The organism is Aquimarina macrocephali, from assembly GCF_051627225.1.
Lineage (GTDB): Bacteria > Bacteroidota > Bacteroidia > Flavobacteriales > Flavobacteriaceae > Aquimarina > Aquimarina macrocephali.
In genome coordinates this window covers 308053-334545 of record NZ_CP151795.1, presented here as the reverse complement: position 1 = coordinate 334545, position 26493 = coordinate 308053, and the positions used below count along the sequence as shown (strand labels likewise).

The window sequence follows — 26493 nt, the reverse complement described above, 5'->3', positions numbered from 1 at the left end:
TATTAGTGAAACATAGTGGTTAATATCCGGAGTTTTGATTTATTGCTCCTCCAGAAGAATTTATTGCATCCAGAGGAATAGGATAGTATTCACTTTTTCCCTGGGTAAAACTTGCTCCATTAAGGTAAACACGTTTTGAAGATTCTTCATTGATGTATTTATTCAATACTTGTGGAGCTACTCCCCAACGTACCAGGTCAAAAAATCGATGTCCTTCTGAGGCTAATTCTAATCTTCTTTCAAAACGAACCGCTTTAATGGCATATTCCTGATCAGGAAATGATGTGTACTCATTGATTACATAGTTTGCAGCTGGTGTTCCGTCGGGGTTTTTAACAAATCCATCAGGATTTGCAGCTCTAGCTCTTATTCTGTTAACAAGGTTCATGGCTTCATTTAATTGGCCATCCTGAGCATAAATCTCAGCTCTCCATAGTAGAACATCAGAATATCTTATCAAAGGTGTGTTAATGGCATTATATTGTGGTAGTCCGGCTGCAGACATTGAGCCTTCCTGAGATTTTAATATCTCATGTTTCTTACCAACATATGGTCCTCCATTAGATTGATCACGTGTCCATCTCGACCCAGGCATGATTCCCCAACCTAAATATTCTATACCTCTTCTACCTACTGTCCAGTCTAATCTTGGATCTAGGTTTCCTATATGCGGGGTAAAAGGTTGATCAGATGTAATTCCTTGATCGTTAGTAATATCAGAATCATTAAAAGAGTCTAATAGTGGTAAACCATTAGCATCTGTTTTAAATGCATTTACTAAATTTTGACTAGGTTGAAAAAAGCCACAACATCCTCCTCCGGGAGCATCAGGAGCATAAGGATGGTTTAATCTATTACCTCTATTACCATTAATAAATCCATCTCCTCCATCATTTACAGAATTCTGAACAGCAAATACAGATTCTGAATTATTATCTTTTTCTGCATTAAAATTATCATGATAATTAGGAACCAATTGAAATGGCCCTTCATTAATGATATTGTCTAAAATAGGTCTTGCTGCTTCATGATCATTTTGAAACATATGTGCTTTTGCTAGATATGCTTTTGCTATCCATGAGTTAGCTCTTCCGGCATCATCCTGACTTTCAGGAAGGTTATTTATTGCGTATGTTAGATCTTCTTCTATTTGTGGCCAAATATCGGTATCATTGGATGGGGTAGTAGTTAGTCCTTCTTTCATAAAAGGTACATTGTTCCATATTTTTTTTGCATCCATATGGTAATGTGCTCTTAAGAAATGTGCTTCTGCACCTAGAACAGTTAAATCTGTTTCTGGAGTACCTTTTTCTATAGCTTTGGTAATTGATTCTATCGTTTGATTTGTTCTGGAAATACCTTCAAATAAAGATTCCCATTTTCTAGATAAATAAATGTTTGTTGTTCCCGAAGAGAAACGTTCAACATCATTTAGTTGAGGTTGATCATCTATAGACGAACCTTTATGAAAATCATCAGAGGCTACATCTCCAAGAGCCCAGTTAGATGCTGGTGCCCAGAAATAACCAGGATTTCCATCCAAAATAGCATAAGCACTGATAAGTTGTTGGTCGACCCACTCTTTATCAAATTCTATTACTCCTTCAACAAGAGATCCTTGTGGTTCAATGTCTAGTTCTTTCTCGCAAGAAATCACTAGTACTGTAACGAATACAAATAAGATTATTTTTTTCATCTGTTTATATTTGATTTTTTTGATTATTGTGTAAAACGGGCCATAAGGTTATCATTGGTTTCATCTTCATTTACTTGTTTATCAATGCTCATTTTACCTCGTTTTTAATTTATAAAGCAAGATTAACCCCTAGTATAAATGTTCTTGCTACAGGGTATGCACCTCTATCAATACCGATATCCAGATTTACAGAGTCGCCACCATATTGTTGTAAGTTGATTTCGGGATCTAACCCAGAGTATTTTGTCCAGGTATGTAGGTTTTTGGCCTGTATGAAAAACCTTAATCTCGAAATATTTAGTTTAGATATTAACCGTTCTGGAAGGCTATATCCTAATTGAACATTTTTAAGTCGTAAGTATGATCCGTCTTCTATATAATAACTACTGGCGCTAGAATAGTGTTCTGCCGGATTGTTAGATAGTTTAGGTAACCTAGCTCCCGTATTAGAGGGACTCCAGGAGTTTAGGTAATCTCTGCTTTTTGCTCCGGGAAAGCTATTAAAATCGGTAAAGAATTTGGTGAAATTATAAATGTCGTTTCCTTGACTTCCCTGGAAGAATATTCCGAAATCAATATTTTTATATTCTACCCCCATATTAAAGCTATAGGTAAAGTCTGGATGGGGATTCCCTATAAAATCTCTATCGTCATCATTGATCACTCCATCATTATTAATATCTCTGTATTTAAATGTTCCTATCTCTTTTCCTAAGTAATCACCAGTTGCTGCAAGTTCTGCGTCATTTTGGATGATACCATCAATAATAAAACCATGGAAAGAAGCAATAGAATGACCTGCTTGTGTTCTAGAAGGTCTGGTTTCTCGTGCTAAGTTTCCTTCTAAAAAGTAATTAGAATTATCAGATAGTTCTTTTACTGTATTTTTGTATGTAGAAACATTTATAGAAGCGTGGTATTGTAAGTTGTCGTTAATCTGGTCGTTATATCCTAATGAAAAATCGAACCCTTTATTTTCTACAGACCCCGCATTAATATATTTAGCCTGTGCAAGACCTATAAGAGTTACATTGGCTTGATCCTGAACTAATAACTTTTTTGTTAGCGCATTATAATACTCAAAGCTGAATGATAATTTTCGATCAAATAGAACGCCGTCAATTCCAAAGTTTTTTGTTGTTGTTGTTTCCCACTCCAAATCTGGATTTCCGAATATGAACAAACTATATCCCGGCGTTACATTAGAGTTATTTCCTCCTATATCATAATTACTATCATCATTATTAATATATTGGCTAAATATTCTACCTTGAGGGATACTTTCATTCCCTAGTTCTCCGTATCCAGCTTTTATTTTGAGGTCATTTATAAACGATAGGCTTTTCATGAAGTTTTCACCAGATATTCTCCATGCAGCACTATATGAAGGGAAGTAATCTGATCTTTTATTTTGCGAAAATTTTGAAGTGGCATCTCTTCGTAGAGAAAATGATAATAAGTATTTATCGTTATAACTATAATCTAATTTCCCAAAACTAGAGAAGTATCCACTTTTAATTCCGCTACCATTATTATCTCTGGTACCTGTTCCTCTATCTAAGTATCTATAATCTAGATCATCGGTAAAGAAATCAGTTCTTGAAGCACTTAAGAATTTTCTTTGTGTTTTATTAGATTCTGTTCCTAACATAGCATTAATAGTATGTCCTCCTATATTTTTAGAATAGCTAAGGGTATTATACCATGTAGAAGAAATTGTATAGTCGTTATTTTCAGATAATCGATTAACAGAATTAGGTTCTGCAACTTCTGGGTTAAGAAAAGTGTAGAAAGAACTATTATTATTATTGTAATCAAGTCCTATGTTGGTTTTAAAAGTAAAATCATTTAGAAAATCTAATTCTGCATATGCATTTCCAATTGTTCTGTAGCTTCGTTGTAAGTTATTTTTATTCCGAGTTGCGCTGGCTATAGGGTTAATACCATTACCTAACCCCGGACTTTGAGGACCTGCATAATTGCCTGCAATATCATATACAGGAATGATTGGTTGCGCTCTATATAAGAAAGAAATATCTCCTCCGGTGGATTGATTTCCAACAGAGCCAACTCTATCAGAGTAAGAAAGGTTAAAAGATTCTCCTATTCTAAAATTATTGGTTATTTTGAATTCTGAATTTGCTCTTAATACATATCTGTTATAGAAGGTATGTAAGGCTGCACCTTCCTGTTTTAGTGCGCCCATTCCTACATGAAATTTTGCGTTTTCAGATCCTCCAGATAGCCCTAGGTTATAATTTTGAACAAATGCATCATTGAAATATTCATCAAACCAATCTGTACCTTCTTTATTCGCCCTGGTGATCTTATTAGTTTGAGGGTCATATGTGGATAGATCTGCAGAATCTGCTCCAGCTGGGGTTAAGTAGTTTGGTAATACTGGAGTATTTCCGTTACCATATTGAGGATGAGAAGGAGCAAAACCATCATTGTTAAAACGAGTCCAAATGGCATTTGCAGTCTCTTGAGGAGATAATAAATCTGGAAAAGCAGATTTAGGAATGTTATCAATTCCTAGGCTTGTGTTAAATGTAAACTTAGTTTTGCTATTATACTTACCTCCTTTGGTGGTGATAAGAATTACTCCATTGGCAGCTCTAAATCCATAAATAGCAGAAGAAGAAGCATCTTTTAATATCTGCATTGATTCGATATCAGCTGGATTTAATTGGTTAATTCCAGTAGTTGTTGGTGTGCCATCAATTACATAAAGAGGATCGTTATTATTAATTGTTCCAAATCCTCGTATTCTTACCATTGCAGATCCACCTGGTCCTCCTTCAGAACTTACAGTAACACCCGCGGCTAATCCTTGTAAAGATTGTTCGATATCTACAGGTGTGGTAGCGGCTAGATCTTCTGCTTTGATTACAGTAACAGATCCGGTTATGTTTCTTACCGATTGTTTTGAATACCCGGTAACTACAATTTCCTCTAATTGATTAGAGCTCTCTTGCATAGCTATATCATGCACTCCTGAGCCTGATACAGTAATGCTTTGAGTTTCCATTCCCAGATAACTAAATAACAGAGTATCTCCCAACGAAGCTGTTAATGAATAGTTTCCGTCAAAATCGGTTTGTGTTCCTGCAGAAGAGTCTTTTATAATAATATTTACTCCAGGTAGTAACATTCCGGTGTTATCTGTTACTTTTCCAGTAATTGTAATTTCCTGGGCCGTAGCCATATTGGCAAATGACATGAAGGTAAGCACAAAAAATAGATATCCTAATTTATTCTTCATATTAAAATTGGTTTAGTTAATAATTTGACTGCTGATTTCTCTAATAAGCTCTTAATTAATTTGTGTTTCTAAAAGATTAACAAAGTGTTATGCTTAAGAGGATTATTGTTTTCAAATTTATAGTATGAAGATTAATATTTGTATTTTGATATAAATATTAGTGATTTTTATGGCAAAAATAGACTTATAAAGTTTTTTTGTCTTTTTGGAATATCTATATATCTGCTATTAAGTCTTTTTTCTTGTTAAAATAGGAGCTCTTTTTTAATAAAAAGGGCTGAATGCGTCTTTTTATGAGAGTATAATGTGCTTAAAATGTTAATTTGATGTGAAATCAATTTATTTTTATTTTGAATTTTATTTTTAAAACAAAACCATATCTGGTTAAATAAATGGGATAATTGTATGATTGTGGTAAAAAAAACTGTATTATTATAAAATAAAAGTTTTTTTATCTGTATAAAGTAATTTTAGTATTGTTCACATGGAAATGTTAGATAACACAGACAAAACCATTTTACGAATCCTTCAAAGAGATTCTAAAAAAACAGCGAAAGAGATAGCAAATCTTTTAAACTTAACAGTATCTCCTATATATGAAAGGATAAAACGTTTAGAAAGTAAAGGGTATATAGAAAAATATGTTGCAATTGTGAATAAGAATATGATTGGTCTGCCAATTACAGCATTTTGCCAGGTATCTCTTCAATCTCATGGAGAGTCATTTATTGATAAGTTTGAAAATCAAATAAAAAACCTGAAAGAAGTTCAAGAATGTTTTCATATGGCAGGACAGGTAGATTTTCTGTTAAAAATTAACATGAATAGCTTAGAAGAATATCACGAATTTATGCGTTCTAAATTGTCAAAAATTGATAATATCGGAGTTTTAAATACTACTTTTTCATTAAAGGTAATTAAGCATACCTCAGAATATTATCTATAAACAATATGTTTTAAGAAAAAACACCTGTTACGTATAGCACAGGTGTTTTGACAATTCTAATTAACTATGATATAGTATAAACCGATGTTATCGTTTTATAAATCTATTTCTATATATGGTTTTCCCATCTTGTTTAACAATTATAAAATACATTTTGCTTTCTAAATGATCTAGACTTAATTCACTTCTTGAAGTTTTTTCTGTAAAAATTAAAGAACCTTGAGTATCATAGATTTCATAAAGTAAAGATGTACCTTTTAGGTTTTTTGGTTTTGCAAAAAACAATTTATCCTGAATTGGATTAGGGTATGACTTTAACTTGAATGCATCTTCGGGTTTTTTATTTTCCGTAGTAGACGTATTATTTCTATTGTTTTCACCACAATCCAGACTCCATGGGTAATCCCCGTCATAATCAAGAGTGTTGCTACCATTGATATAGTTTTTGTATTCATTCCATACAGTTTCTACACCTTTTCCAAGAATATCTTTAAATGCATTGTCAAATGACCAGGAGTTTCCTAAATCTTTTGCTGCCTTATTAAATTTATAGATAAAATTCTTATCATATTTTTGGGTAACATATTGCAGAAAGAATCCTGTTGTAGTGTATCCACCTAGCCATTTTCTGGAATCATTTACATTTGGAGTTCTGGTCTGATGAAATCCTGCATAAATTCTTACACCATCTGCTATACCTTCAGTATATGCCCAAAAAGGAGAAGACCCGTCATAAGTTCCTCCTGTAGTTGGCGAATAGTTATAACCATGGGTTACTTCGTGAAATAAAATACCATCGATCTCATCTTTTATAACCTGAGAATCATTACCAGAATCTCTATAGATTTTAGCCAGATGTTGTGTGCTTACTTCTATGGTCATTTGATCACCATCTCCAAATTTGTGAGCTACAAAATCTTCATTTTTCAGATTAAAGTTTAATAGTCTGAATTTTGGGGCATCTGCAGAGTTACGGTACAAAATTTTAGCTACATCAAGACAACGTTGTTTCATATAGGATTCTGCATTAGGGATCACTTGTTTAAATATTTGTGATCCAATAGTTGACCCATCAAAATCTTTAAATTCTACTCTTGGAGTAAGAAAATCATTCCCCCATGCACAAGAACCTCCATCCGTAGAACTTTCTTTCCCGAACAATTCGAGTTCAGATACTTGTAGAATAGTTCCACTATTGTTTCTCATCGATAATCGATAATAGTTGTAGGAAGAAGTAGTAGTTACCTGAAAAGTTCTTTTTTGATTTCTATTCGAGAAATCCTGATTGGATCTTTGGTCGATATTTTGCCAGTTGCTTCCGTTTGTGGATCCTTGTAGCGTCCAGCTTTTAGGATCTCTTTCTGGTGCATCATTTCCAGAGGTTATCGTATATGAAGATAATATATAGGATTTTTTTGCTTTATACTGTACCCATGCAGAGGTGTTAAAAGTTAAGAACTTAGAATTAGGATCATTATCAATTAGTTTCGTTATATCCTCAAAAGAGGGAGAATCATTATGTTGATCAGAAATGGCTCCACCGTCATTAGTGATGTCAGTAATATCTCCTCCATCTCCATTTGAAGAAACTTTAATAAATGAAGTTTTAGTTTCTGTATCAGATCCATCCTCGTTTGTTGCTTTAAGAGTTACCGAATAAGTTCCTTCTCTATTATACTTCACTACAGGATTGGTTTGTGTACTACTAGATGGACTACCTCCATCAAATGTCCAATTATATGAAGTAGCATCTGTTGAGGAATTAGTAAAAGACACACTTTCTCCTTCTTTTATATTGGTTTTATTTGCTCTAAAATCAGCTACGGGAAGTTGTTGTGTGTGTTTTTCTTTTCCAAACAATTCGAGTTCAGATAATTGTAGAATAGTTCCACTGTTATTGCTCATCGATAATCGATAATATTGATATGAAGAAGTGGTGCTGACCTGAAAAGTCCTTTTTTGATTTCTATTTGGGAAATCTTGATTGGATTTCTGATCGATATTTTGCCATGAACTTCCGTTTGTTGATCCTTGTAGCGTCCAGTTTTTTGGATCTCTTTCTGCTGCATCATTTGCAGAAGCTATCGTGTAAGAAGATAAAACATAAGATTTACTAGCTTTATACTGCACCCATGCAGATGCATTAAACGTTAGGTACTTAGAGTTGATATTGTTATCGATCAAATTAGAGATGCCTTCATTAGAAGGGGAGTCGTTGTGTTGGCTAGATATGCTACCACCATCATTAGTAATGTCTAAAGCTCCTGTAGGAGGAGGAGTGTCTCCACCACAATCCAGACTCCATGGGTAATCCCCATCATAGTCAAGAGTGTTGCTACCATTGATATAGTTTTTGTACTCATTCCATACGGTTTCTACACCTTTTCCAAGAATATCTTTAAAAGCATTGTCAAATGACCAGGAGTTTCCTAAATCTTTTGCTGCTTTATTAAATTTATAGATAAAATTCTTATCATATTTTTGGGTAACATATTGCAGAAAGAATCCTGTTGTAGTGTATCCACCTAGCCATTTTCTGGAATCATTTACATTTGGAGTTCTGGTCTGATGAAATCCTGCATAAATTCTTACACCATCTGCTATACCTTCAGTATATGCCCAAAAAGGAGAAGACCCGTCATAAGTTCCTCCTGTAGTTGGCGAATAGTTATAACCATGGGTTACTTCGTGAAATAAAATACCATCGATCTCATCTTTTATAACCTGAGAATCATTACCAGAATCTCTATAGATTTTAGCCAGATGTTGTGTGCTTACTTCTATGGTCATTTGATCACCATCTCCAAATTTGTGAGCTACAAAATCTTCATTTTTTAAGTTGAATTTTAATAGTCTGAATTTTGGAGCATCTGCAGAGTTACGGTACAAAATTTTAGCTACATCAAGACAACGTTGTTTCATATAGGATTCTGCATTAGGGATCACTTGTTTAAATATTTGTGATCCAATAGTTGACCCATCAAAATCTTTAAATTCTACTCTTGGAGTAAGAAAATCATTCCCCCATACACATGCTTGTTTACTTTTGGAAATAGAAGAAGTGTTGTTTTTACTACTTGTAATAGGATTTACAGGTCGTGCGCTCATTTTGAGTACAAATACCATTGCTGCTACCATGCTTATCCGAAGCATGTGCTTTTTGTAATTTTTCATTGTGAAGTTTGTGTTTTTTATTAGTATGATTTATAAAAAAACTAATAAATGTTAGTTGCAATAAAATTACAGTATTGGGGTATGTTTTCATTTTTTGGACTTAATTTCAGTGTTTTTTATTCTTTTTTAGTTTTTTTTAGTTTTTTTTCTTTTTAAAAGGAAGTATGTTCATTTTATAAAGTGTTTTTTATGCTAAAAAAATAACATCTCTATAGGATAAGTATAGAATAAAAAAGCGCTTTCTATGGATTATAGATAAGTAGAGCTTTTGGATAGGCTTTTTTTTAGACAGTTTTGATCTATCTAAAAATTGCTTACTATCACATGAGCACATAATTAGGTAGATATACAAAAACCATGTACTACTTTAAACAAGAAGTAAATCACTACTATTTTTTTAATAAAATAGGTAGTAAAAAGAGTAGATGAACATACTTCCTTATATATGTATAAAGCGTATCTCTAACGTTCTAATATGGCAAGGAGTTCTATAGAAATCGCTTGGTTTATCAATTTAGAACAGTATTTTCTTCACTTACTATCCAAAGGAATCTACACTTAATTTCGGTGTTTTAGGAAATTATACAATCTTCATCAGTTTGTTAAAATCAGAAAGAGATATGTAAGAAATAGTACTAAAATATCCATATATGATACTTTATTAATCCAAATGATGGTAATACCATAACTCTAAGATATATTTCGCCTCTAAATAATCAACCTTAAAAACATATGGAAAAAAAAGTAGACACAAATCAGTTCTCAAAGCTTTTTTCGACAAGGGCTTGGAAACTAAACTTTACAAAAATCGTAAACAAAACTAAAATCCCATATCCTTCTTTCTAAAACATTACAAAGGGGATTGATAAGAAAAGACAAATAGAAATATCATCTTAAAAGTTAATCATAGATATACTTCTACGTCTTAAATCTTTCTACAAAATTATGGATCAGGTACTTGGGAAAATACCAAAAGATCCGTCAAGTAATTTTAAAATTTAATAAAACAAACTAATGAACACAAAAATTAATCTTTCGGTTATACTCATGCTGATTTTTTGTACACTAGGTTTTGCACAAGAAAAAACAGTATCCGGTAAAATAACAGAGGATTCTGGGATTCCTCTTCCAGGAGTAAATATTCTAGTCAAAGGAACATCATCTGGTGCACAATCTGATTTTGATGGTAATTACTCTTTGCAGGTAGAAGCAGGTCAAACACTTATTTTTTCTTATCTGGGTTTTAAAACAGAAGAAAAATTAGTAGGAAATGAGACTACAGTAAATATGACGATGTATCAAGATGCTACTTCACTAGATGAAATCGTAGTAACAGCTCTTGGTATAAGTAGGTCTAAAAAATCTTTGGGATATGCAACTCAAAAGATAGAATCAGAAGATATTAGCAAAGCTAAAGGTGTAAACTTTGTGAATTCATTGTCTGGTAAACTTGCCGGTGTTACGGTTTCTAGAAATAATAACTTCGGAGGTTCGACGAATGTGATTATCAGAGGGTATTCTTCCTTGACTGGTAATAACCAACCTTTATTTGTGATTGATGGTACTCCGATTAGTAATAGAATTAACAACTCGAGAAATTCAACAGCCGGTAGAGGAGGATATGATTATGGTAATGCTGCATCAGATATTAATCCAGATGATATAGAAAGTATTAACGTATTAAAAGGAGCTGCTGCTTCTGCCTTATATGGATCTAGAGCAGGAAACGGAGTAATTATAATCACTACAAAAAAAGGATCTAAAAATAAAGGATTAGGGATAACAATTAATTCAAACACTACATTTAGTAAATTTGACCCTAAAACATTTGCGAGATATCAAAAAGAATACGGAGGAGGTTATGGAGCTTCTTTTGTACAAGAAGATGTAAATGGAGATGGTATTTTGGATAATGTTGTAGATACAGGAGGCGATGCTTCTTGGGGACCAAGATTTGACTCTAATCTTTTGGTATACCAATCGGGAGCTTTTTTTCCAGAAAACCCTAATTATCGTACTCCTACACCATGGGTAGCAGCAAAAAATGACCCTACCTCTATCTTTCAGACAGGTTTATTGCAATCAACCAATGTTAGTGTTGATGGGGCTTCAGATAAAGGAAATTTCAGGTTAGGATTTACCAATGTAGAACAAACAGGTATTTTACCAAACAGTTTAATTAAAAGGCAAACGGTAGATTTTGGCGGAAGTTATAAGTTGACCGATAGAGTCACAGCGAGAGCAAAGGTTACGTATACCAAAAATAGCGGACGTGGTAGATTCGCAACAGGATATGACGAAAATAGTGTTTTACCTGGATTGCGACAATGGTATCAAACAAATGTTGACTTAAGAGAGCAAAGAGATGCATATTTTAGGTTAGGAAGAAATGCTACCTGGAATTTAAGATCATCAGCACGTACAGGCGATGATCCTTATGCACCAAGACCACAATATTGGGATAATCCATATTGGACATTATATGAAAATTATCAAACCGATGGTAGAGATCGTGTTTTTGGAAATGTAGCTTTAACCTATAAAGTGAATGATTGGTTTGATGTTTTGGCAAGAGTGACTATGGATAGATTTGATGAAATAAGAGAAGAAAGAGTCAATGTTTCTAGTTTCAACCCATCTGAGTATAACAGATTTAATGGGTTTTTTAGAGAAATGAACTACGACATGATAGGGAACTTTAATTTTGATATTACTGAAAAGCTTAATTTTAAAGGACTACTGGGGATGAATCTTACCAGAACGAATAGAAGTTCTATTTTTGCAGAAACGAATGGAGGACTTAATACTTTTGGATTTTACTCTTTATCCAATTCAGTAAATCCAATAGCACCACCTATAGAAAGAAAGTCTAGCATGGGTGTTAATGGGTATTATGCTAGTGCGTCGTTCGGTTATGATGATATATTATTCTTAGATGCAACATATAGAATAGATCGATCATCAACACTACCAGACGGTAAAAGACAATTTAATTATCCATCAGTTTCTACTAGTTTCCTTTTTTCTAACCTCTTTACAAGTGATTGGTTAAATTTTGGAAAATTGAGATTAAACTATGCCGAAGTGGGTAATAGTGCAGGGGTACTTCTTGTAGATGATGTATATACTTTTGTTAATGGTTTTGCAGGGCAATCTCTTTTCTCATTACCAAATAATAAAAACAACCCTACACTTAAGCATGAAACCGTTGTAAGTTATGAGGCAGGATTAGAAATTAAGCTTTTTAAAAATAGATTTGGATTTGATGTAACAGCATATCAAACAAATAGTAAAGATCAAATTCTTCCATTAGATATATCTACTTCTACAGGATTTAATTCAAAAATTGTAAATGCTGGTGAAATTGAAAATAAAGGATATGAAGTTAGTCTTTTTGGAACTCCAATTAAAACCCAAAACTTTGAATGGAATATCAATGTAAACTGGAGTACATACAAAAGTGAAGTAGTTTCTCTATTGGATGGAATTGATAATTTAAGTTTATCAGGAACATTACAAGAAGACGTTTCTATTAATGCTACTGTAGGAGAACCTTATGGTACGATTAGAGGATCTAGTTTTAAATACCTTAATGGCCAGCGAGTTGTTGATGAAAACGGATACTATGTGACTAACGAAGAAAATGGAGTGATTGGTAATATAATTCCAGATTGGAATGGAGGAATCAACAATACGTTCAGATATAAAAATGCTTCGCTTAGTTTCTTAATTGATATGCAAAAAGGAGGAGATATCTACTCTCTCGATCATACATATGGATATGCTACCGGGATATTTCCTGAAACCGCAGGACTTAATGATTTAGGTAACCCTATAAGAAATGCTGTTACCGATGGAGGAGGAATAATTGCTCCCGGAGTTAGAGAAGATGGGACCCCTAATACAGTAAGAACGCCGGTAAATAGTTTTGATAGTCCATTTATTTATTACAGATCAACAGATGAACAGGATGTTTATGATGCTTCTTTTGTAAAATTAAGAGAAGTAATATTCTCTTATTCACTACCAACGAAGTTATTAGATAACCTACCTATTAATGATGTGGTGATTTCTGTAATTGGTAGAAACTTATGGATTATTGATAAAAACATTCCATATTCTGATCCAGAAGCAGGATTAAGTGCAGGTAACTTACAAGGATTTCAATCTTCTGCATATCCCACATCCAAAGAATATGGTTTTAACCTAAAAGTAAAATTCTAAAAAAATGAAAAATAGTAAAATTTTAGCCATACTATTCTGCTTGTTTACGATCTTTTCCTGTAAGGTAGATGATCTCAACGTGAGCGATAAACAGATTTCTGAAGTTCCTTCGACAACATTATTTACTAATGGGCAACGAAATTTGGTTGACCAAATGGTTACTCAAAGTATTTTTGATAATCATCTGAAATTTTATGCGCAATATTGGGCGGGTACTGGTTTTATAGGTCCTGAAACTAATTTTCAAGATCTTAAGAGTTTTCCACAAAATTATTGGAATACACTGTATAGAGATGTTCTAAGTGATCTTAACGAAGCAGCTCGATTAATTCCAGAAGAAGAAGTATTTGGTTTTACTGAAATAGATAAGCAAAATAGATTAGCAATTATCGAAATTTTGAAAGTATATACTTTTCATGTTTTGGTAGATCTTTTTGGAGATGTTCCTTACTCTGAAGCTCTGTCTTTGGATGACAATATTTTGAATCCAGCATATGATGATGATCAGAGTATATATACTAATATCATAAATCAGTTAAATACTGCGATTAGTAACCTTAATACTTCTGGAAAATCATTTGGTGATTCAGATTTGATTTATCAAGGAGATGTCTCTAAATGGGCAAAATTTGCAAATTCCTTAAAGCTAAGATTAGCACTAAGAATTGCTGATGTGGATTCTAATCAAGCAGGAACATTAGCAACAGAGGCAGTTAATTCTGGAGTATTTACTGCTAATGCAGACAATGCATCATTAGAATATGAGACAACAACACCTAATACAAATCCAATATGGGAAACTCTTGTAAATAGCGGTAGAGAAGATTATGTTGTTGCAGAGGCAATAGTAGATATTATGCAACCTATTAATGACCCAAGGCAATCTGGTTATTTTGATAATAACCTAACTCCTTATGTAGGAGGGATACTAGGAAACCTTAATGTATTTGATAATTTTACCCACATTGGTACTGCTTTTCATCAACCAGATTTAGAAGGATTATTATTCGACTATGCAGAAGTAGAGTTTTTATTGGCAGAAGCTGCAGAACGTTCTTTGGTTGGATCTCCGGCAGATGCAGAAAATCATTATAATAATGCGATTACAGCATCTATTACATATTGGGGAGGTTCATCAGGTGATGCAACAACCTATCTGGGACAAGCAAGTGTGGCATACACAACTGCAACTGGAAACTATAGACAAAAGATAGGAACTCAGCAGTGGATCGCTTTTTATAATAGAGGTTTTGAAGGATGGTCAAGTTATAGAAGATTAGGTTTCCCTAATTTAAACGATAGCTCAGAAGGTAATCCTGTCCCAAGGCGAATAAAATACCCTATTAGAGAATACAATACTAATGGTACAAATGTAACAAACGCTGCTTCAAATATTGGAGGAGATGAATTGAGTACCAAAATATTCTGGGATGTGAATTAAGAGATATAGAACTCATTTTTAATTTGTGATAGTCCTTTCCCTCTTAATAGACAGTATAATCTGATCAATTAAGAGGGAATTTTGATTTATAAAACAAAATTAGAATTTGACCTACTTTTTTTTAACCTGAATGAATATTAATCAAAAAATCAATATTTACCGTTATGTAGGTTAATTTAATACCACATATGGATAATTTCTAGGTACTTTACACTTTAAATTCATGGTATATTTGACCCGAAATATTAAACCACAATTATGGCTATAAATTGGAAAGGCGTAATGCCAGCAGTAACAACTAAATTCACTAATGAGGATACTTTGGACCTAGATATGTTTGAAGTTAATATTAATGCTCAACTAGAAGCAGGAGTTCACGGAATTATTCTGGGAGGAACGTTGGGAGAGGCTAGTACCTTAAGTGATACAGAAAAGAGAATATTGGTAAAAAAGACGGTTGAAATTGTTAATGGCAGAGTTCCTGTAATCATGAACATTGCAGAACAAACGACCAAAAATGCAATCGATGCAGCTGCAAAAGCTAAAGAAGATGGTGCTCAGGGATTAATGATGCTACCTCCAATGCGTTACAAAGCTGGAGATCGTGAAACAGTAGTGTATTTTAAAGAAGTAGCTAAGAGTACAGAGCTACCGATTATGGTGTATAATAATCCTGTAGATTATAAGATTGAAGTAACTCTGGATATGTTTGAAGAGTTATTAGAAATGGATAATATACAAGCTGTAAAAGAATCTACAAGAGATATATCTAATATTACACGAATCAAAAATAAATTCGGAAATCGTCTAAAAATCCTTTCTGGTGTGGATACCTTAGCTTTAGAAAGTCTTTTGATGGGAGCAGATGGCTGGGTTGCCGGACTTGTAGATGCTTTTCCTGCAGAAACTGTTGCTATTTACGAATTACAAAAAGCAGGAAGACTTCAGGAAGCACTTGAGATATACAGATGGTTTTTACCTTTGTTAGAGTTAGATATAAATGCAAAACTAGTACAAAATATTAAGCTTGCAGAAGTAGCTACAGGAATCGGTACAGAAAATGTACGTGCACCAAGACTACCACTTATTGGTGAGGAACGTAAAAATGTACTTAGAATTATTGAAAATGGATTAAAAACAAGACCTGCCTTACCAGAGTATAAAGAACTAAATGCTGTAGTGAGTTAGATTTTTGCCCCTCAAGATCTTGTTTTTATTTTAAACAATTTTATTATTAATTCATTTTACATTAAAACCATTAACCAATATATGATAACTGGAAAAAATTATATAGGAAATAGATTATCGGCCGCAGGTTCAGTTTCTCGTAAAACATTCAATCCAAAACTAAATATTGAGAACGAGTACGAATTTTACGAGGCTACTATAGAAGAAGTAGATGAAGCTACAGAACTAGCACATCAGGCTTTTAAAGAATATAGAAACGTTACAGGAGCTAAAAGAGCAGAATTCTTAAATGCTATTGCAGATGAGATTCTGGCTTTAGATGATGAACTGATTCAGGCATATACTTCAGAAACAGGATTGCCAGAAGGAAGAGCAATAGGAGAAAGAGGCCGCACAATTTTCCAATTACGTTCTTTTGCAGAGTTGGTCTCTAATGAAGAGTGGCGAGAAAATACAATCGATTTGGCAGATACCAAACGAACACCTGCTCCTAAACCAGATATTAGAAAAACTAATATTCCTTTGGGACCGGTAGTAGTATTTGCAGCCAGTAATTTTCCTTTAGCATTTTCTACTGCAGGAGGAGATACAGCTAGCGCATTGGCTTCAGGATGCCCTGTAATTGTTAAATCACATGCTATGCACTCTGGAACAGGAGAGCTGGTTTCATCTGCTATCATAAAAGCAGCCGAAAAAACAGGAATGCCAAATGGAGTTTTTTCAAATATTACCGGAAGCGGAAGAGTAGTGGGAGCTGCCCTGGTAAAACATTCAAAAGTAAAAGCCGTTGGTTTTACCGGAAGTATCTCGGGAGGAAGAGCTTTATTTAATCTGGCAGCAAATAGAGAAGAACCAATTCCTGTTTTTGCAGAAATGGGAAGTGTTAATCCTGTAATTATTACACCCGAAGCAATTACCAAAAGAGCAGACGAAATTGCAACTACCTACGCTAATTCTATTACAGTGGGTACAGGTCAGTTTTGCACAAATCCTGGATTGATCTTAACTATTGATAACGATAAAACAAGAAATTTTATCAAGGACTTAGCAGAAAAAAGTACTGCAATAGCTCCTCAGTGTATGCTTCACCCTAATATAAAAAGAGATTTTGTAGAGAATAGAACAACAATATCTTCTCAATCAGGCGTAGAAGTTGTAGCTTCTTTAGCCGATGAGGTAGAACCTAATTTTGCCCCTACTCAAATTTCTGCTGTTTCTGGAGCCGATTTTTTAACTAACCCAAAAATGCACCAGGAAGTCTTTGGTCCTTTTTCATTAGTAGTTAGATGTAAGGATGAAGCAGAACTTGTAGAAATCATTAATAGTCTCGAAGGACAATTAACAGGAACTATCCTGGCAGAAGAGTCAGATTATCAAAACTTAGGTAACATCGTTGATGCACTTCAAGACAGAGTTGGACGTGTAATTTTTAATGGAGTACCTACAGGAGTAGAAGTTTGTCCTTCTATGACACACGGAGGTCCATATCCTGCATCGTCTGATTCCAGATTTTCTGCTGTAGGAACAAATGCTATAAAACGATGGGTAAGACCATTTAGCTATCAGGATTGGCCAAATGAATTGCTCCCAAATGCACTTAAGAATGAAAACCCTTATGAAATAACCAGAGCTGTAGATGGAACTCATTCTAATGAGAAAGTATAAGTTTTGATTCTAGAAAAGTATTTTGATAACAATCTGTTTAAATGTTTGTATTGTTGAGTTTATAATCAAGAGGGTATGGTTCTTTATCATATCCTTTTGGTCTAAACTTATGAGAGAATAGGGCGTAGAAATGCATTTTGTTTACAAAAAAAACAGGAAATAGAATGAAATGAGTAAAACAACTTATAAATTGACGGCTGTTCCTTTAACAACCAAATGAGAAGAGGGGGCAACTGGAAAATAACTATTAATCATTTTATTCTGATAGAATTTCTAATATGCGTTACGAAAACTTACCAAATACCGTTTTTATACAGAACCGAAATAATTTTGCTTCCAAAACCAGGGAGAATACGATAACTATTCTCACGTCTAATGATATCAAGCATACCAATGCAGATGATGTCATGGGGTTTGCTCAAAACAATGATTTATTTTATTTGTCAGGAATAGATCAGGAAGAAACAATATTGGTATTATATCCAGATGCTTATAAGCCAGAAAACAGAGAAATTTTGTTCATAAAAGAAACTAATGAACATATTAAGATCTGGGATGGTGAAAAATTAACCAAAGAAGAAGCGTATCAGATTTCTGGGATAAAACGTATAGAATGGCTACACGATTTTGAAAAAACACTTCAATTAATGGCCTTCGAAGCAGATGGTTTTTATTTAGGACATAACGAGCACATAAAGCGAATTACATATAACAAACAAACACAACAGGATCGAATGATTAACTGGTGTAAAGAAAAATATCCTTTGCATCAGTATCATCGAGCCGCCAAAATTACAAGAGCCTTACGTCCTATTAAATCAAATGAAGAAGTAGCACTGATACAAAAAGCTGCAGATATTAGTATCGAAGGTTTTTACAGGGTGCTCAAAACAGTAAAGCCAAACTGCAAAGAGTATGAATTAGAAGCAGAATTAACATATGCACTTCTTAAAAATGGAGGAACAAGACATGCTTTTAAACCTATTGTAGCTTCAGGAAAAAATGCTTGTGCATTACATTATAATACCAATGATAATACCTGCCAGGATGGTGATATGATACTGCTGGATTTTGGAGTTTGCTATGGTAATTATAATAGTGATACGACACGTTGTATTCCTGTAAATGGTAAATTTTCAGATCGACAAAAAGAAGTATATTCTGCGGTTCTTTATTGTTTAAAAGAAGGAAGTAAGTTACTTAAGCCGGGAGTTACACCAGCAGATTATGAAAAACAAATGGCCAGTTTAGTCGAAGAGCAACTTATTAAAATCAGATTACTTGATGCTTCTGAAATTGCTGCTCAAAACCCGGATAAACCTTTGTATAAAAAGTATTTTATGCATGGTACAGCACATCATCTTGGATTAGATGTTCACGATGTAGGTTTGTACTCTAGAGCCTTAGAATCAGGGATGGTACTTACTTGCGAGCCCGGCATCTATATTCCTGAAGAAGGAATAGGTTGTCGCCTCGAGAATGATTACCTCATTACAGAAACCGGAAACATAAATCTCACACAAGCTATGCCTATAGAAATTGAAGAAATTGAAAAGTTGATGACGGTATAGTATTAATTACAAAATTATAAATTATGAATGCATTAGGAATAGGTGGTTCTACTATCGAAAAAGAATTAAATGCTATACAGCCAAAAGCTCATCTTGCCAAACCCATTCAAAAAGAAGAATTTCAAGCCAGAATACATAAAGCTTGTAATCTTATGGAAAAGCAGGAAATTCCTGTAGTATATCTGCATGCAGGAACAAATCTATTTTACTTTACAGGAATGCGATGGAATCCGAGTGAGCGAATGGTCGGAGCATTACTATTTCCTGATGGTGAAGTACATTATATAGGTCCTAAGTTTGAAGAAGGAACTATTTTGGATTTCATGTCAATAAAAGGCCCTGTTCATTGCTGGGAAGAACATGAAAGTCCATATACCTTATTTGTGAATATTCTTAAAAAGAAAAATATTAGTGGTAAGGATGTGGCTATGGATGAAGCAACACCCTTTTTTATTATTGATGGAATCCTAAAAGAACAATCCATTTATCATTTGATTAATGCAAAACCGATTACAGCAGGTTGTAGAATGATAAAATCTGAAGCAGAAATTGCCATCATGCAAACTGCTATGGATATTACTATGGAAGTGCAAAAAGCTGCAGCAAGAATATTGAAACCTGGAATTAGTGCTAAAGAAGTTACTGGTTTTATTAATGAAGCTCATAAACGATACGGTATTCCTTCGGGATCATACTTTTGTATCGTATTATTTGGTGTAGATTCCTCTTTCCCCCATGGCGTAAAAACACCAAAAAACCTTGAGCAAAACGAAGTAGTACTTGTAGATACAGGATGTGTCTTGCATGATTATATTTCAGATATTACCCGAACATATGTGTATGGTGAAATCAATGAGTTACAGCGTAAGATATGGAATCTTGAGAAAGAAACTCAACTCTCTGCGTTTGCTGCTGCTCAATTAGGAAAACCATGTTCTGTAATAGATGATGCTTCAAGAAAAACATTAGAAACCAAAGGTCTAGGGCCTGATTATAAATTACCGGGATTGCCTCACCGCACCGGCCACGGAATCGGATTAGATATCCATGAATGGCCATATATAGCGAGACATGAAGAGGCGATTCTTACATCTGGAATGTGTTTTAGTAATGAACCTATGATCTGTGTACCGGATGAGTTTGGTATTAGATTAGAAGATCATATCTATATGACCAACGAAGGGCCAAAATGGTTTACGCAACCTGCGCATTCAATTGAAGATCCTTTTGGTATATCTCTGTAAACAGATACAGGACAAACAAAACTATCCCAAAGTATTATCGATGATACTTTGGGATAGTTTTGTTTGTTACCTAAAAATGAATCCGTTTTTCATAGGATCATCGGGATCAATCATAAAAGTATGCATTCCTGTAATGTGCGCTGTTCCTTCAACCTGTGGTATTACCGCTTTATAAGGGCCGTACTCTTCTTCAGAAATAACAGAACCCTTAAATACAGAATCTGTGATACTTTCTATAGTCATCGTATCTCCATACTGTATTTCATTTCTCATTTTGTGTATTGCCATTCTACCAGAAACCCCTGATCCCGTAGGACACCGATCGACTTCTCCTTCAGCAAAAATGCATACATTTCTACTGTCAATATTTTCTTTTGTAGAATCTCCAATAAAAATGGTACCGTATAAAAAACTAAGATCTTCTTCGTAAGGATGTAAAATATTAGAATCTTGCTCCATTACGGCATGTTTTATATCCATTCCTTTGGAAATCAATATTCTATATGAATTTGAAGTCAAATCAAAATCAAAGTTGTTTTTAGCCATATCTACATATGCATAAAAAGCTCCTCCGTATGCTAGATCATAAATTACTTCTCCTATACCATCTACCTTTACTTTTCTATCCAATCCAACTACAAAACTGGGAACGCAATGAAAACGAACCCCAGTCACTTTTCCATTTTTTACTTGTGCATACGAAATGATTCGACCACAAGGAGCATCAATTTTTATGGTATTATCTCCTTCATTATAATCGATCCAGTTCATCTCTACAGCCAATGTAGAAATCGCAATAATAGCATGACCGCACATGGTGCTATATCCTTCATTGTGTATAAACATGATACCAAAATCCCCATCATCATCATTAGGCGGTAGTAAGATACATCCATACATATCGGCATGACCACGAGGTTCAAACATAAGTGAGGTACGCAAATGATCATAATGCTCTTTACAATATCTTCTGTATTCTAATACCGAATTTCCTTTCAGTTCGGGAAAACCATCAACAATAACCCTAAGGGGTTCTCCTCCTGTATGCATATCAATTGTTTTGATTTGCAACCAATCTTCTTTTGGATCAAAATCAATATTTCTTAGGATATTTTGATATGTTTTACTCATGTGTGTATTTATTATAGTAATAAGTAGCTGCTGCTAAATCTTCGAGGGCATGTCCTACAGATTTAAAAATAGTTATTTCACTATCACTGGTTCTTCCTTGCTTAGCCTTAGAGCAGAGTTCGAATAAATCAGCTGCGATATCATCTTCTTTTAGGATACCTTCTTTAAGAGGGATAACAATGTCTCCACTTTCTTTAAGTCCTCCCTGAAAAGTATCCACAAAGACAGTCGCTTTTTTTATACTTTCATTATCAGCTTCACGCATATCTTTTTTGTAAGCTCCAACCAAATCTACATGCTGTCCGGTTTTTAAGTATTTACCCAAAACCAAAGGAGTTTTGGATAATGTTGCGCAGGATATAATATCTACTTCAGAAATTTTTTCTTCTATTGCATGTATAGCATGAATTTCAAAATCTTCTTCTTCTAATTCGGTTGATATTTTTTTAGCTTTTTCATAATTCCTTCCCCAGATATAAACTGTTTTAATGGGCCTTACACTGGCGTGGGCTTTAATTAGATTCGTAGAGAGTGCTCCAGTTCCAATCATTAATAAGGAAGAAGCATCAGTTTTAGATAAATACGATGATGCCAAGGCAGATGCAGAAGCTGTTCGTTTTACGGTTAAACTTTTTGCTTCCATTATAGCTTTTATGGTACCCTTGATGGCATCCATATATAAATATGTCCCTTGGATCGAAGGTAGATCAAACTGACCATTTTCTGGACTTACCGTTACAACCTTAACTCCTGCCTCTTTACCAGGATTCCAGGCTGGCATCAATAGTAAAGTAGAGTCTTCCTGAACCACTGGATTCGGAAAATCATGATGATGACGCATGGGCACCAGAATAGAATTTGACGCAAATTTGTCTTTTAATTCGGCAATTAGCTCATTAAAATTAGTGTTGTTTTCAATAAAATCGGTATTGACCTGAACAATTGTATCCATAGATTATAAATGTAAACAAATCCCAATTCGTAATGACATACTAACTCAAATGTTATTAAAATGATATTATTCTTAGGTAATATAGTATCACTAAGTCAATACTCTTTTAGGCTATCTTTAAAATATTAAAAACTATTCATTTTATGAATCGAGCTAAGTATATAGTATTACTACTTCTTGTTAGTCTTTCTCTTTTTTCTTGTAAAAGTTCATTGCCATCTGCTACCGAGATATCCTTTGAACAAAAATTAAAGAATGTATTCCCTACTGCAGAGATAAGTGAAATAAAGGTGAATGATCATTTTACAGAATCGTATCGGTTGATATTAAAACAGCCATTAGATCATAATAATCCAGATGCAGGAACTTTTGATCATTATGTATATGTATCACATTCTGATTATTCGCAACCCACAGTATTAGTTACCGAAGGATATTCTGCAAAACACAGAACATATGAATTGAGCACCTTGCTAAAAGCAAACCAGGTTATGGTAGAATATCGATTTTATGGAAAATCAAGGCCTAATCCAATTCCATGGGAGTACCTGACCAATGATCAGGCAATTCAGGATTATCATCTTCTGGTTATGAAGCTAAAAAAAATATATACAAACAAATGGATTTCTACAGGGATAAGTAAAGGAGGAGAGACGGTATTGATCTATAAATCGCAGTACCCAAAAGATATGGATGTTGCTGTTTCTTATGTTGCTCCTTTGATCAATACTCGTGAAGATCCAAGAACACAACAACATATTAATACTGTTGGAACCAAAGAGTGCAGAACTAAGGTCACTAATTTTCAACGATTATTGTTGACTCGAAGAGAGGCTCTTTTGAAGGAAATTGATCAGCATTCCAGAAAAAAGAAAATGAGTTTTACAAAAGTATCACCAGAGGAGGCTCTTGAATATGCAGTATTAGAATTTCCTTTTTCATTTTGGCAATGGGGAGGAAAGTGTGATGAAATTCCTGATGGGCATGCCGACGCTGCCACCTTGTTTACCTATCTTAATAAAGTGGTAGGAATCAGCTTCTATAATGATAAAACATATCATGATTTATTACCTTCTTATTATCAACATATGGTAGAACTTGGATATTATGGATTTGATAGTGCTCCTGTACAGGATTTAATTAGAGTAGTAAAACAGCCAACTAATATGAGATTTGCTCCAAAAAATATTCCTATGACTTATGATCAAAATTATATTAAAAAAGTTAGAGATTATGTAGAGAATGAAGGCGATCATATCATTTATATTTATGGAGAATATGACCCGTGGGGAGCTTGTTCACCTAGTCCAAAATCTCATGTAAATGCTTTAAAAATGGTATTTCCTATGGGGAGTCATAGTACTAGAATTAAAAATTTCTCAAAAGAAGATCAGAGAAAAATCTATGAGAAGTTACAAGCATGGTTGTCAAAAGGTAACTAAGCTATTTTTGCAACAAATTTTAAGCCTGTAATATATTTTATACTACAGGCTTAAAATTAATAACTGATGATGGATTTAATACATTTTTAAAATCTGAAATTCAAAGCTCTATTTTCCTCCGCCTGGTAAATTTGTCTTAAGATAATGGGTTAGTGTTTCTCGTAAATGTCTAGAGGTGTTTTTTCCTTCATATATACCATGAGATCGATTAGGATACGATACCATAGAGAATATTTTATTATGACGAATAAGCTCATTAGCCAGTACTTCTATACTTTGATAATGAACATTATCATCTCCTGTGCCGTGTATCAATAATAAATCTCCTTTAAGATTTTTGGCAAAATTAACCGGGGATCCTTTTTCATAACTTTCGGGCATGAGTTGTGGGATTCCCGAGTATCGTTCCTGATAGATATTGTCATATAATCTTTGATCGGATACCGGAGCTACTGCCATTCCCATTTTATAAATTTCGGGATACCTAAATAAAGCATTAAGGGTCATAGAACCACCACCGCTCCATCCCCAGATACCAATACGATCTGGATCTACAAAATCAAACATTTCAATGATTTTTTTTGTTCCTTGAGCTTGATCTGAAGAGGAAAGAACACCAATTTGTCCATACACACATTTTCTCCATTCTCTTCCCTTAGGACCAGGAGTCCCTCGGTTATCAATACTCATTACAATATACCCTTGCTGGGATAACATTGTATGCCATAAATAGTTACTTCCACCCCAGGAATCTAATACAGTTTGTGACCAAGGCTCACCATATACATGAAATAACACAGGATATTTTTTTGATGGATCAAACCCTATAGGTTTGATCATATAGGCATCTAGTGATGTGCCATCATCTAATGAGATCTTAAAAAACTCTTGTGGATTGCGATCTATAGCTGCTATTTGTTTTTTTAGTTTTTGGTTAGAAACTAAAGTTTTAATCACTTTGTGATCGGGTAAAGAAATAATATCTGTAGTAGGAGGAAGGCCAGATTTAGAATAGGTATGCTGAGCAAATTTTCCGTTTGGAGCAATACGATATCGATGCGTTCCCGGTTGATCTTTTGGCGATAATCTTTCTGCTTTTCCTTTTTTATTAAGCTTAGTTCTATACAGATATCTTTGTGTAGCATTTTCTGGACTTGCCATATAGTATAACCATCCGTTTTTTTCATCGATTAATTCAATATTAATCATATCTGAATCGGTAGGAGATACTTGGGTTTCATTACCATTTTTAACAAGGTAAAGAGCTTTCCATCCACTTTTTTCACTTACCCAGGTAAATGTACTGGCATCGTCTAGATATTTAAAATCATCTACTGCTTCTAACCAAGCAGTCTCTTTATCTTCATAAATTATCTGAGTATTCCCATCCAGAGCATTGCAGAGTGTTACTTTATTATGATTTTGTGCTCTGTTGAGGTGTTGCAGAAGCAATGATTTAGAATCTGGTTTCCAAATCATCCTGGGAATATATTGATTGCCGGCATCTCCTGATAGTTTCATCCAGGTTGTGGATCCTCCAGATGCATTAACTACTCCAACTTTTGCTTCAGACGGTTTTTCTCCTGCTTTAGGATATTGTACTGGTATCGTATACGAATAGATAGAATCTGTAGTATTGATCATAAGAAAATTCTTAATCTTACTGGCGTTGATTCTCCAGTATGCAATCTTACTACCATCGGGACTCCACTTAAAACCATCTCTACATGAGAATTCTTCTTCATATGCCCAATCAAAAGTTCCGTTAATGATCTTATCTGTTCCGTCTGTTGTTAATGCAGTGACATTTCCATCGGTTAGTGATTCGATATAAATATTGTGCTCTCTTACATACCCTACCTTATTTCCATCTGGTGAAAACTTGGCAAACATAAGCGAAGATGATTTTGCCTTTGCACCGCCCAGTTTGGTCAGTTTTTTTGTTTTTAAGTGTAATACCCAATAATCTCCTTTGGTGTTATATCTCCATACTCTCGAAGAGTTTGTGAATAATAAGACTTTACTTTTATCGGTAGACCAGATATAATTCTCTATAGATAATGGAGTGTTTTTTCCTTCAGGAATCATCCATTTAGCTGGGATTAAAATACTTTGCTCTCCTGTTTTGGTATCTGTTTTAATAATATCATAATAGCCTTTGTTTTCTGAAGAAGCTACCAAAGTAGTATATGAATCTCCTCCTTCGAACCATTTTAAGGTTTTTGATCGCTCTAAAGAAAAAGTATTACTACTGAAGATTTGTTCTAGTGAAAGTTTTGATTGTTGAGCAGGTAAGATGCTTACATTTAGTATAACAAAGAATATGCAGCAAATCTTTTTGATCGTATTATAATGTATCATTAACCGGAAGTTTAATTTTAAAGAGATATCTAATTTGGTGATTTCTCAAAGATATAGTGATATCTAATTGATTTGATACAATAAGTTAGCTAAATGTGATACTATATTACCTTTTTTGATGCTGTTTTGTTAAAAAATATGAGAAAATAATACTCTGTTTTTTGATTCAACTTAACTTCAGCATATAAGAATC

Annotated in this window: 14 protein-coding genes; 8 read left to right on the top strand and 6 right to left on the bottom strand. The window is 34.0% G+C overall.

The features are described 5' to 3' along the window. Positions 1–19 precede the first annotated feature (19 nt). On the bottom strand, positions 20–1696 hold the full coding sequence (locus tag AAFU52_RS01450) for a RagB/SusD family nutrient uptake outer membrane protein (protein WP_024772864.1): 1677 nt from the start codon (positions 1694–1696) through the stop codon (positions 20–22). A 109-nt stretch (positions 1697–1805) separates the two neighbouring features. Further along, entirely contained in the window at positions 1806–4961 is a 3156-nt protein-coding gene (locus tag AAFU52_RS01445) for a SusC/RagA family TonB-linked outer membrane protein (RefSeq protein ID WP_438424915.1), read from the bottom strand. Between the two features lie 484 nt (positions 4962–5445). On the opposite strand from AAFU52_RS01445, the gene AAFU52_RS01440 reads away from it, so the two are divergent. After that, on the top strand, positions 5446–5907 hold the full coding sequence (locus AAFU52_RS01440; protein WP_024772862.1) for an Lrp/AsnC family transcriptional regulator: 462 nt from the start codon (positions 5446–5448) through the stop codon (positions 5905–5907). A gap of 87 nt (positions 5908–5994) precedes the next feature. On the opposite strand, the gene AAFU52_RS01435 is transcribed toward AAFU52_RS01440, so the two are convergent. Further along, positions 5995–9081 carry a basic secretory protein-like protein gene (locus AAFU52_RS01435; protein ID WP_438424913.1) on the bottom strand — a complete coding sequence of 1029 codons (3087 nt, stop codon included), beginning with the start codon at positions 9079–9081 and terminating at the stop codon, positions 5995–5997. 1014 nt (positions 9082–10095) lie between these two features. Between AAFU52_RS01435 and AAFU52_RS01430 the strand changes: the two genes are divergently transcribed. The 6 genes from AAFU52_RS01430 (at position 10096) to AAFU52_RS01405 (ending at position 20414) form a co-directional block, all read left to right on the top strand. After that, positions 10096–13305: a SusC/RagA family TonB-linked outer membrane protein gene (locus AAFU52_RS01430; protein WP_438424911.1), complete on the top strand. Its 3210-nt coding sequence runs from the start codon at positions 10096–10098 to the stop codon at positions 13303–13305. Between the two features lie 4 nt (positions 13306–13309). Beyond that, positions 13310–14746, top strand: a complete 1437-nt coding sequence (locus AAFU52_RS01425; protein ID WP_438424910.1) for a SusD/RagB family nutrient-binding outer membrane lipoprotein — start codon at positions 13310–13312, stop codon at positions 14744–14746. Between the two features lie 258 nt (positions 14747–15004). Then, on the top strand, positions 15005–15934 hold the full coding sequence (locus AAFU52_RS01420) for a dihydrodipicolinate synthase family protein (RefSeq protein WP_106794818.1): 930 nt from the start codon (positions 15005–15007) through the stop codon (positions 15932–15934). A gap of 81 nt (positions 15935–16015) precedes the next feature. After that, positions 16016–17599 carry an aldehyde dehydrogenase (NADP(+)) gene (locus AAFU52_RS01415; protein WP_438424907.1) on the top strand — a complete coding sequence of 528 codons (1584 nt, stop codon included), beginning with the start codon at positions 16016–16018 and terminating at the stop codon, positions 17597–17599. Positions 17600–17877: 278 nt separating this feature from the next. Next, positions 17878–19170: an aminopeptidase P N-terminal domain-containing protein gene (locus AAFU52_RS01410; RefSeq protein WP_438424906.1), complete on the top strand. Its 1293-nt coding sequence runs from the start codon at positions 17878–17880 to the stop codon at positions 19168–19170. A gap of 23 nt (positions 19171–19193) precedes the next feature. Beyond that, complete coding sequence (locus AAFU52_RS01405) at positions 19194–20414, top strand: M24 family metallopeptidase (protein ID WP_438424905.1); 1221 nt, start codon at positions 19194–19196, stop codon at positions 20412–20414. Positions 20415–20480: 66 nt separating this feature from the next. On the opposite strand, the gene AAFU52_RS01400 is transcribed toward AAFU52_RS01405, so the two are convergent. Together AAFU52_RS01400 and AAFU52_RS01395 are read right to left on the bottom strand one after the other, a co-directional pair. Beyond that, positions 20481–21545: a proline racemase family protein gene (locus AAFU52_RS01400; RefSeq protein WP_438424903.1), complete on the bottom strand. Its 1065-nt coding sequence runs from the start codon at positions 21543–21545 to the stop codon at positions 20481–20483. Beyond that, on the bottom strand, positions 21538–22497 hold the full coding sequence (locus AAFU52_RS01395; protein ID WP_438424901.1) for an ornithine cyclodeaminase family protein: 960 nt from the start codon (positions 22495–22497) through the stop codon (positions 21538–21540). Before AAFU52_RS01395 ends, AAFU52_RS01400 begins: the two co-directional genes overlap by 8 nt. 143 nt (positions 22498–22640) lie before the next feature. Here AAFU52_RS01395 and AAFU52_RS01390 point away from each other — a divergent pair, with 143 nt between their 5' ends. Next, positions 22641–23939, top strand: coding sequence for a S28 family serine protease (locus tag AAFU52_RS01390; protein ID WP_438424899.1), 1299 nt, complete (start codon positions 22641–22643; stop codon positions 23937–23939). Between the two features lie 108 nt (positions 23940–24047). Here AAFU52_RS01390 and AAFU52_RS01385 read toward each other — a convergent pair whose 3' ends face one another. Beyond that, complete coding sequence (locus AAFU52_RS01385; RefSeq protein ID WP_438424896.1) at positions 24048–26300, bottom strand: S9 family peptidase; 2253 nt, start codon at positions 26298–26300, stop codon at positions 24048–24050. Positions 26301–26493 lie beyond the last annotated feature (193 nt).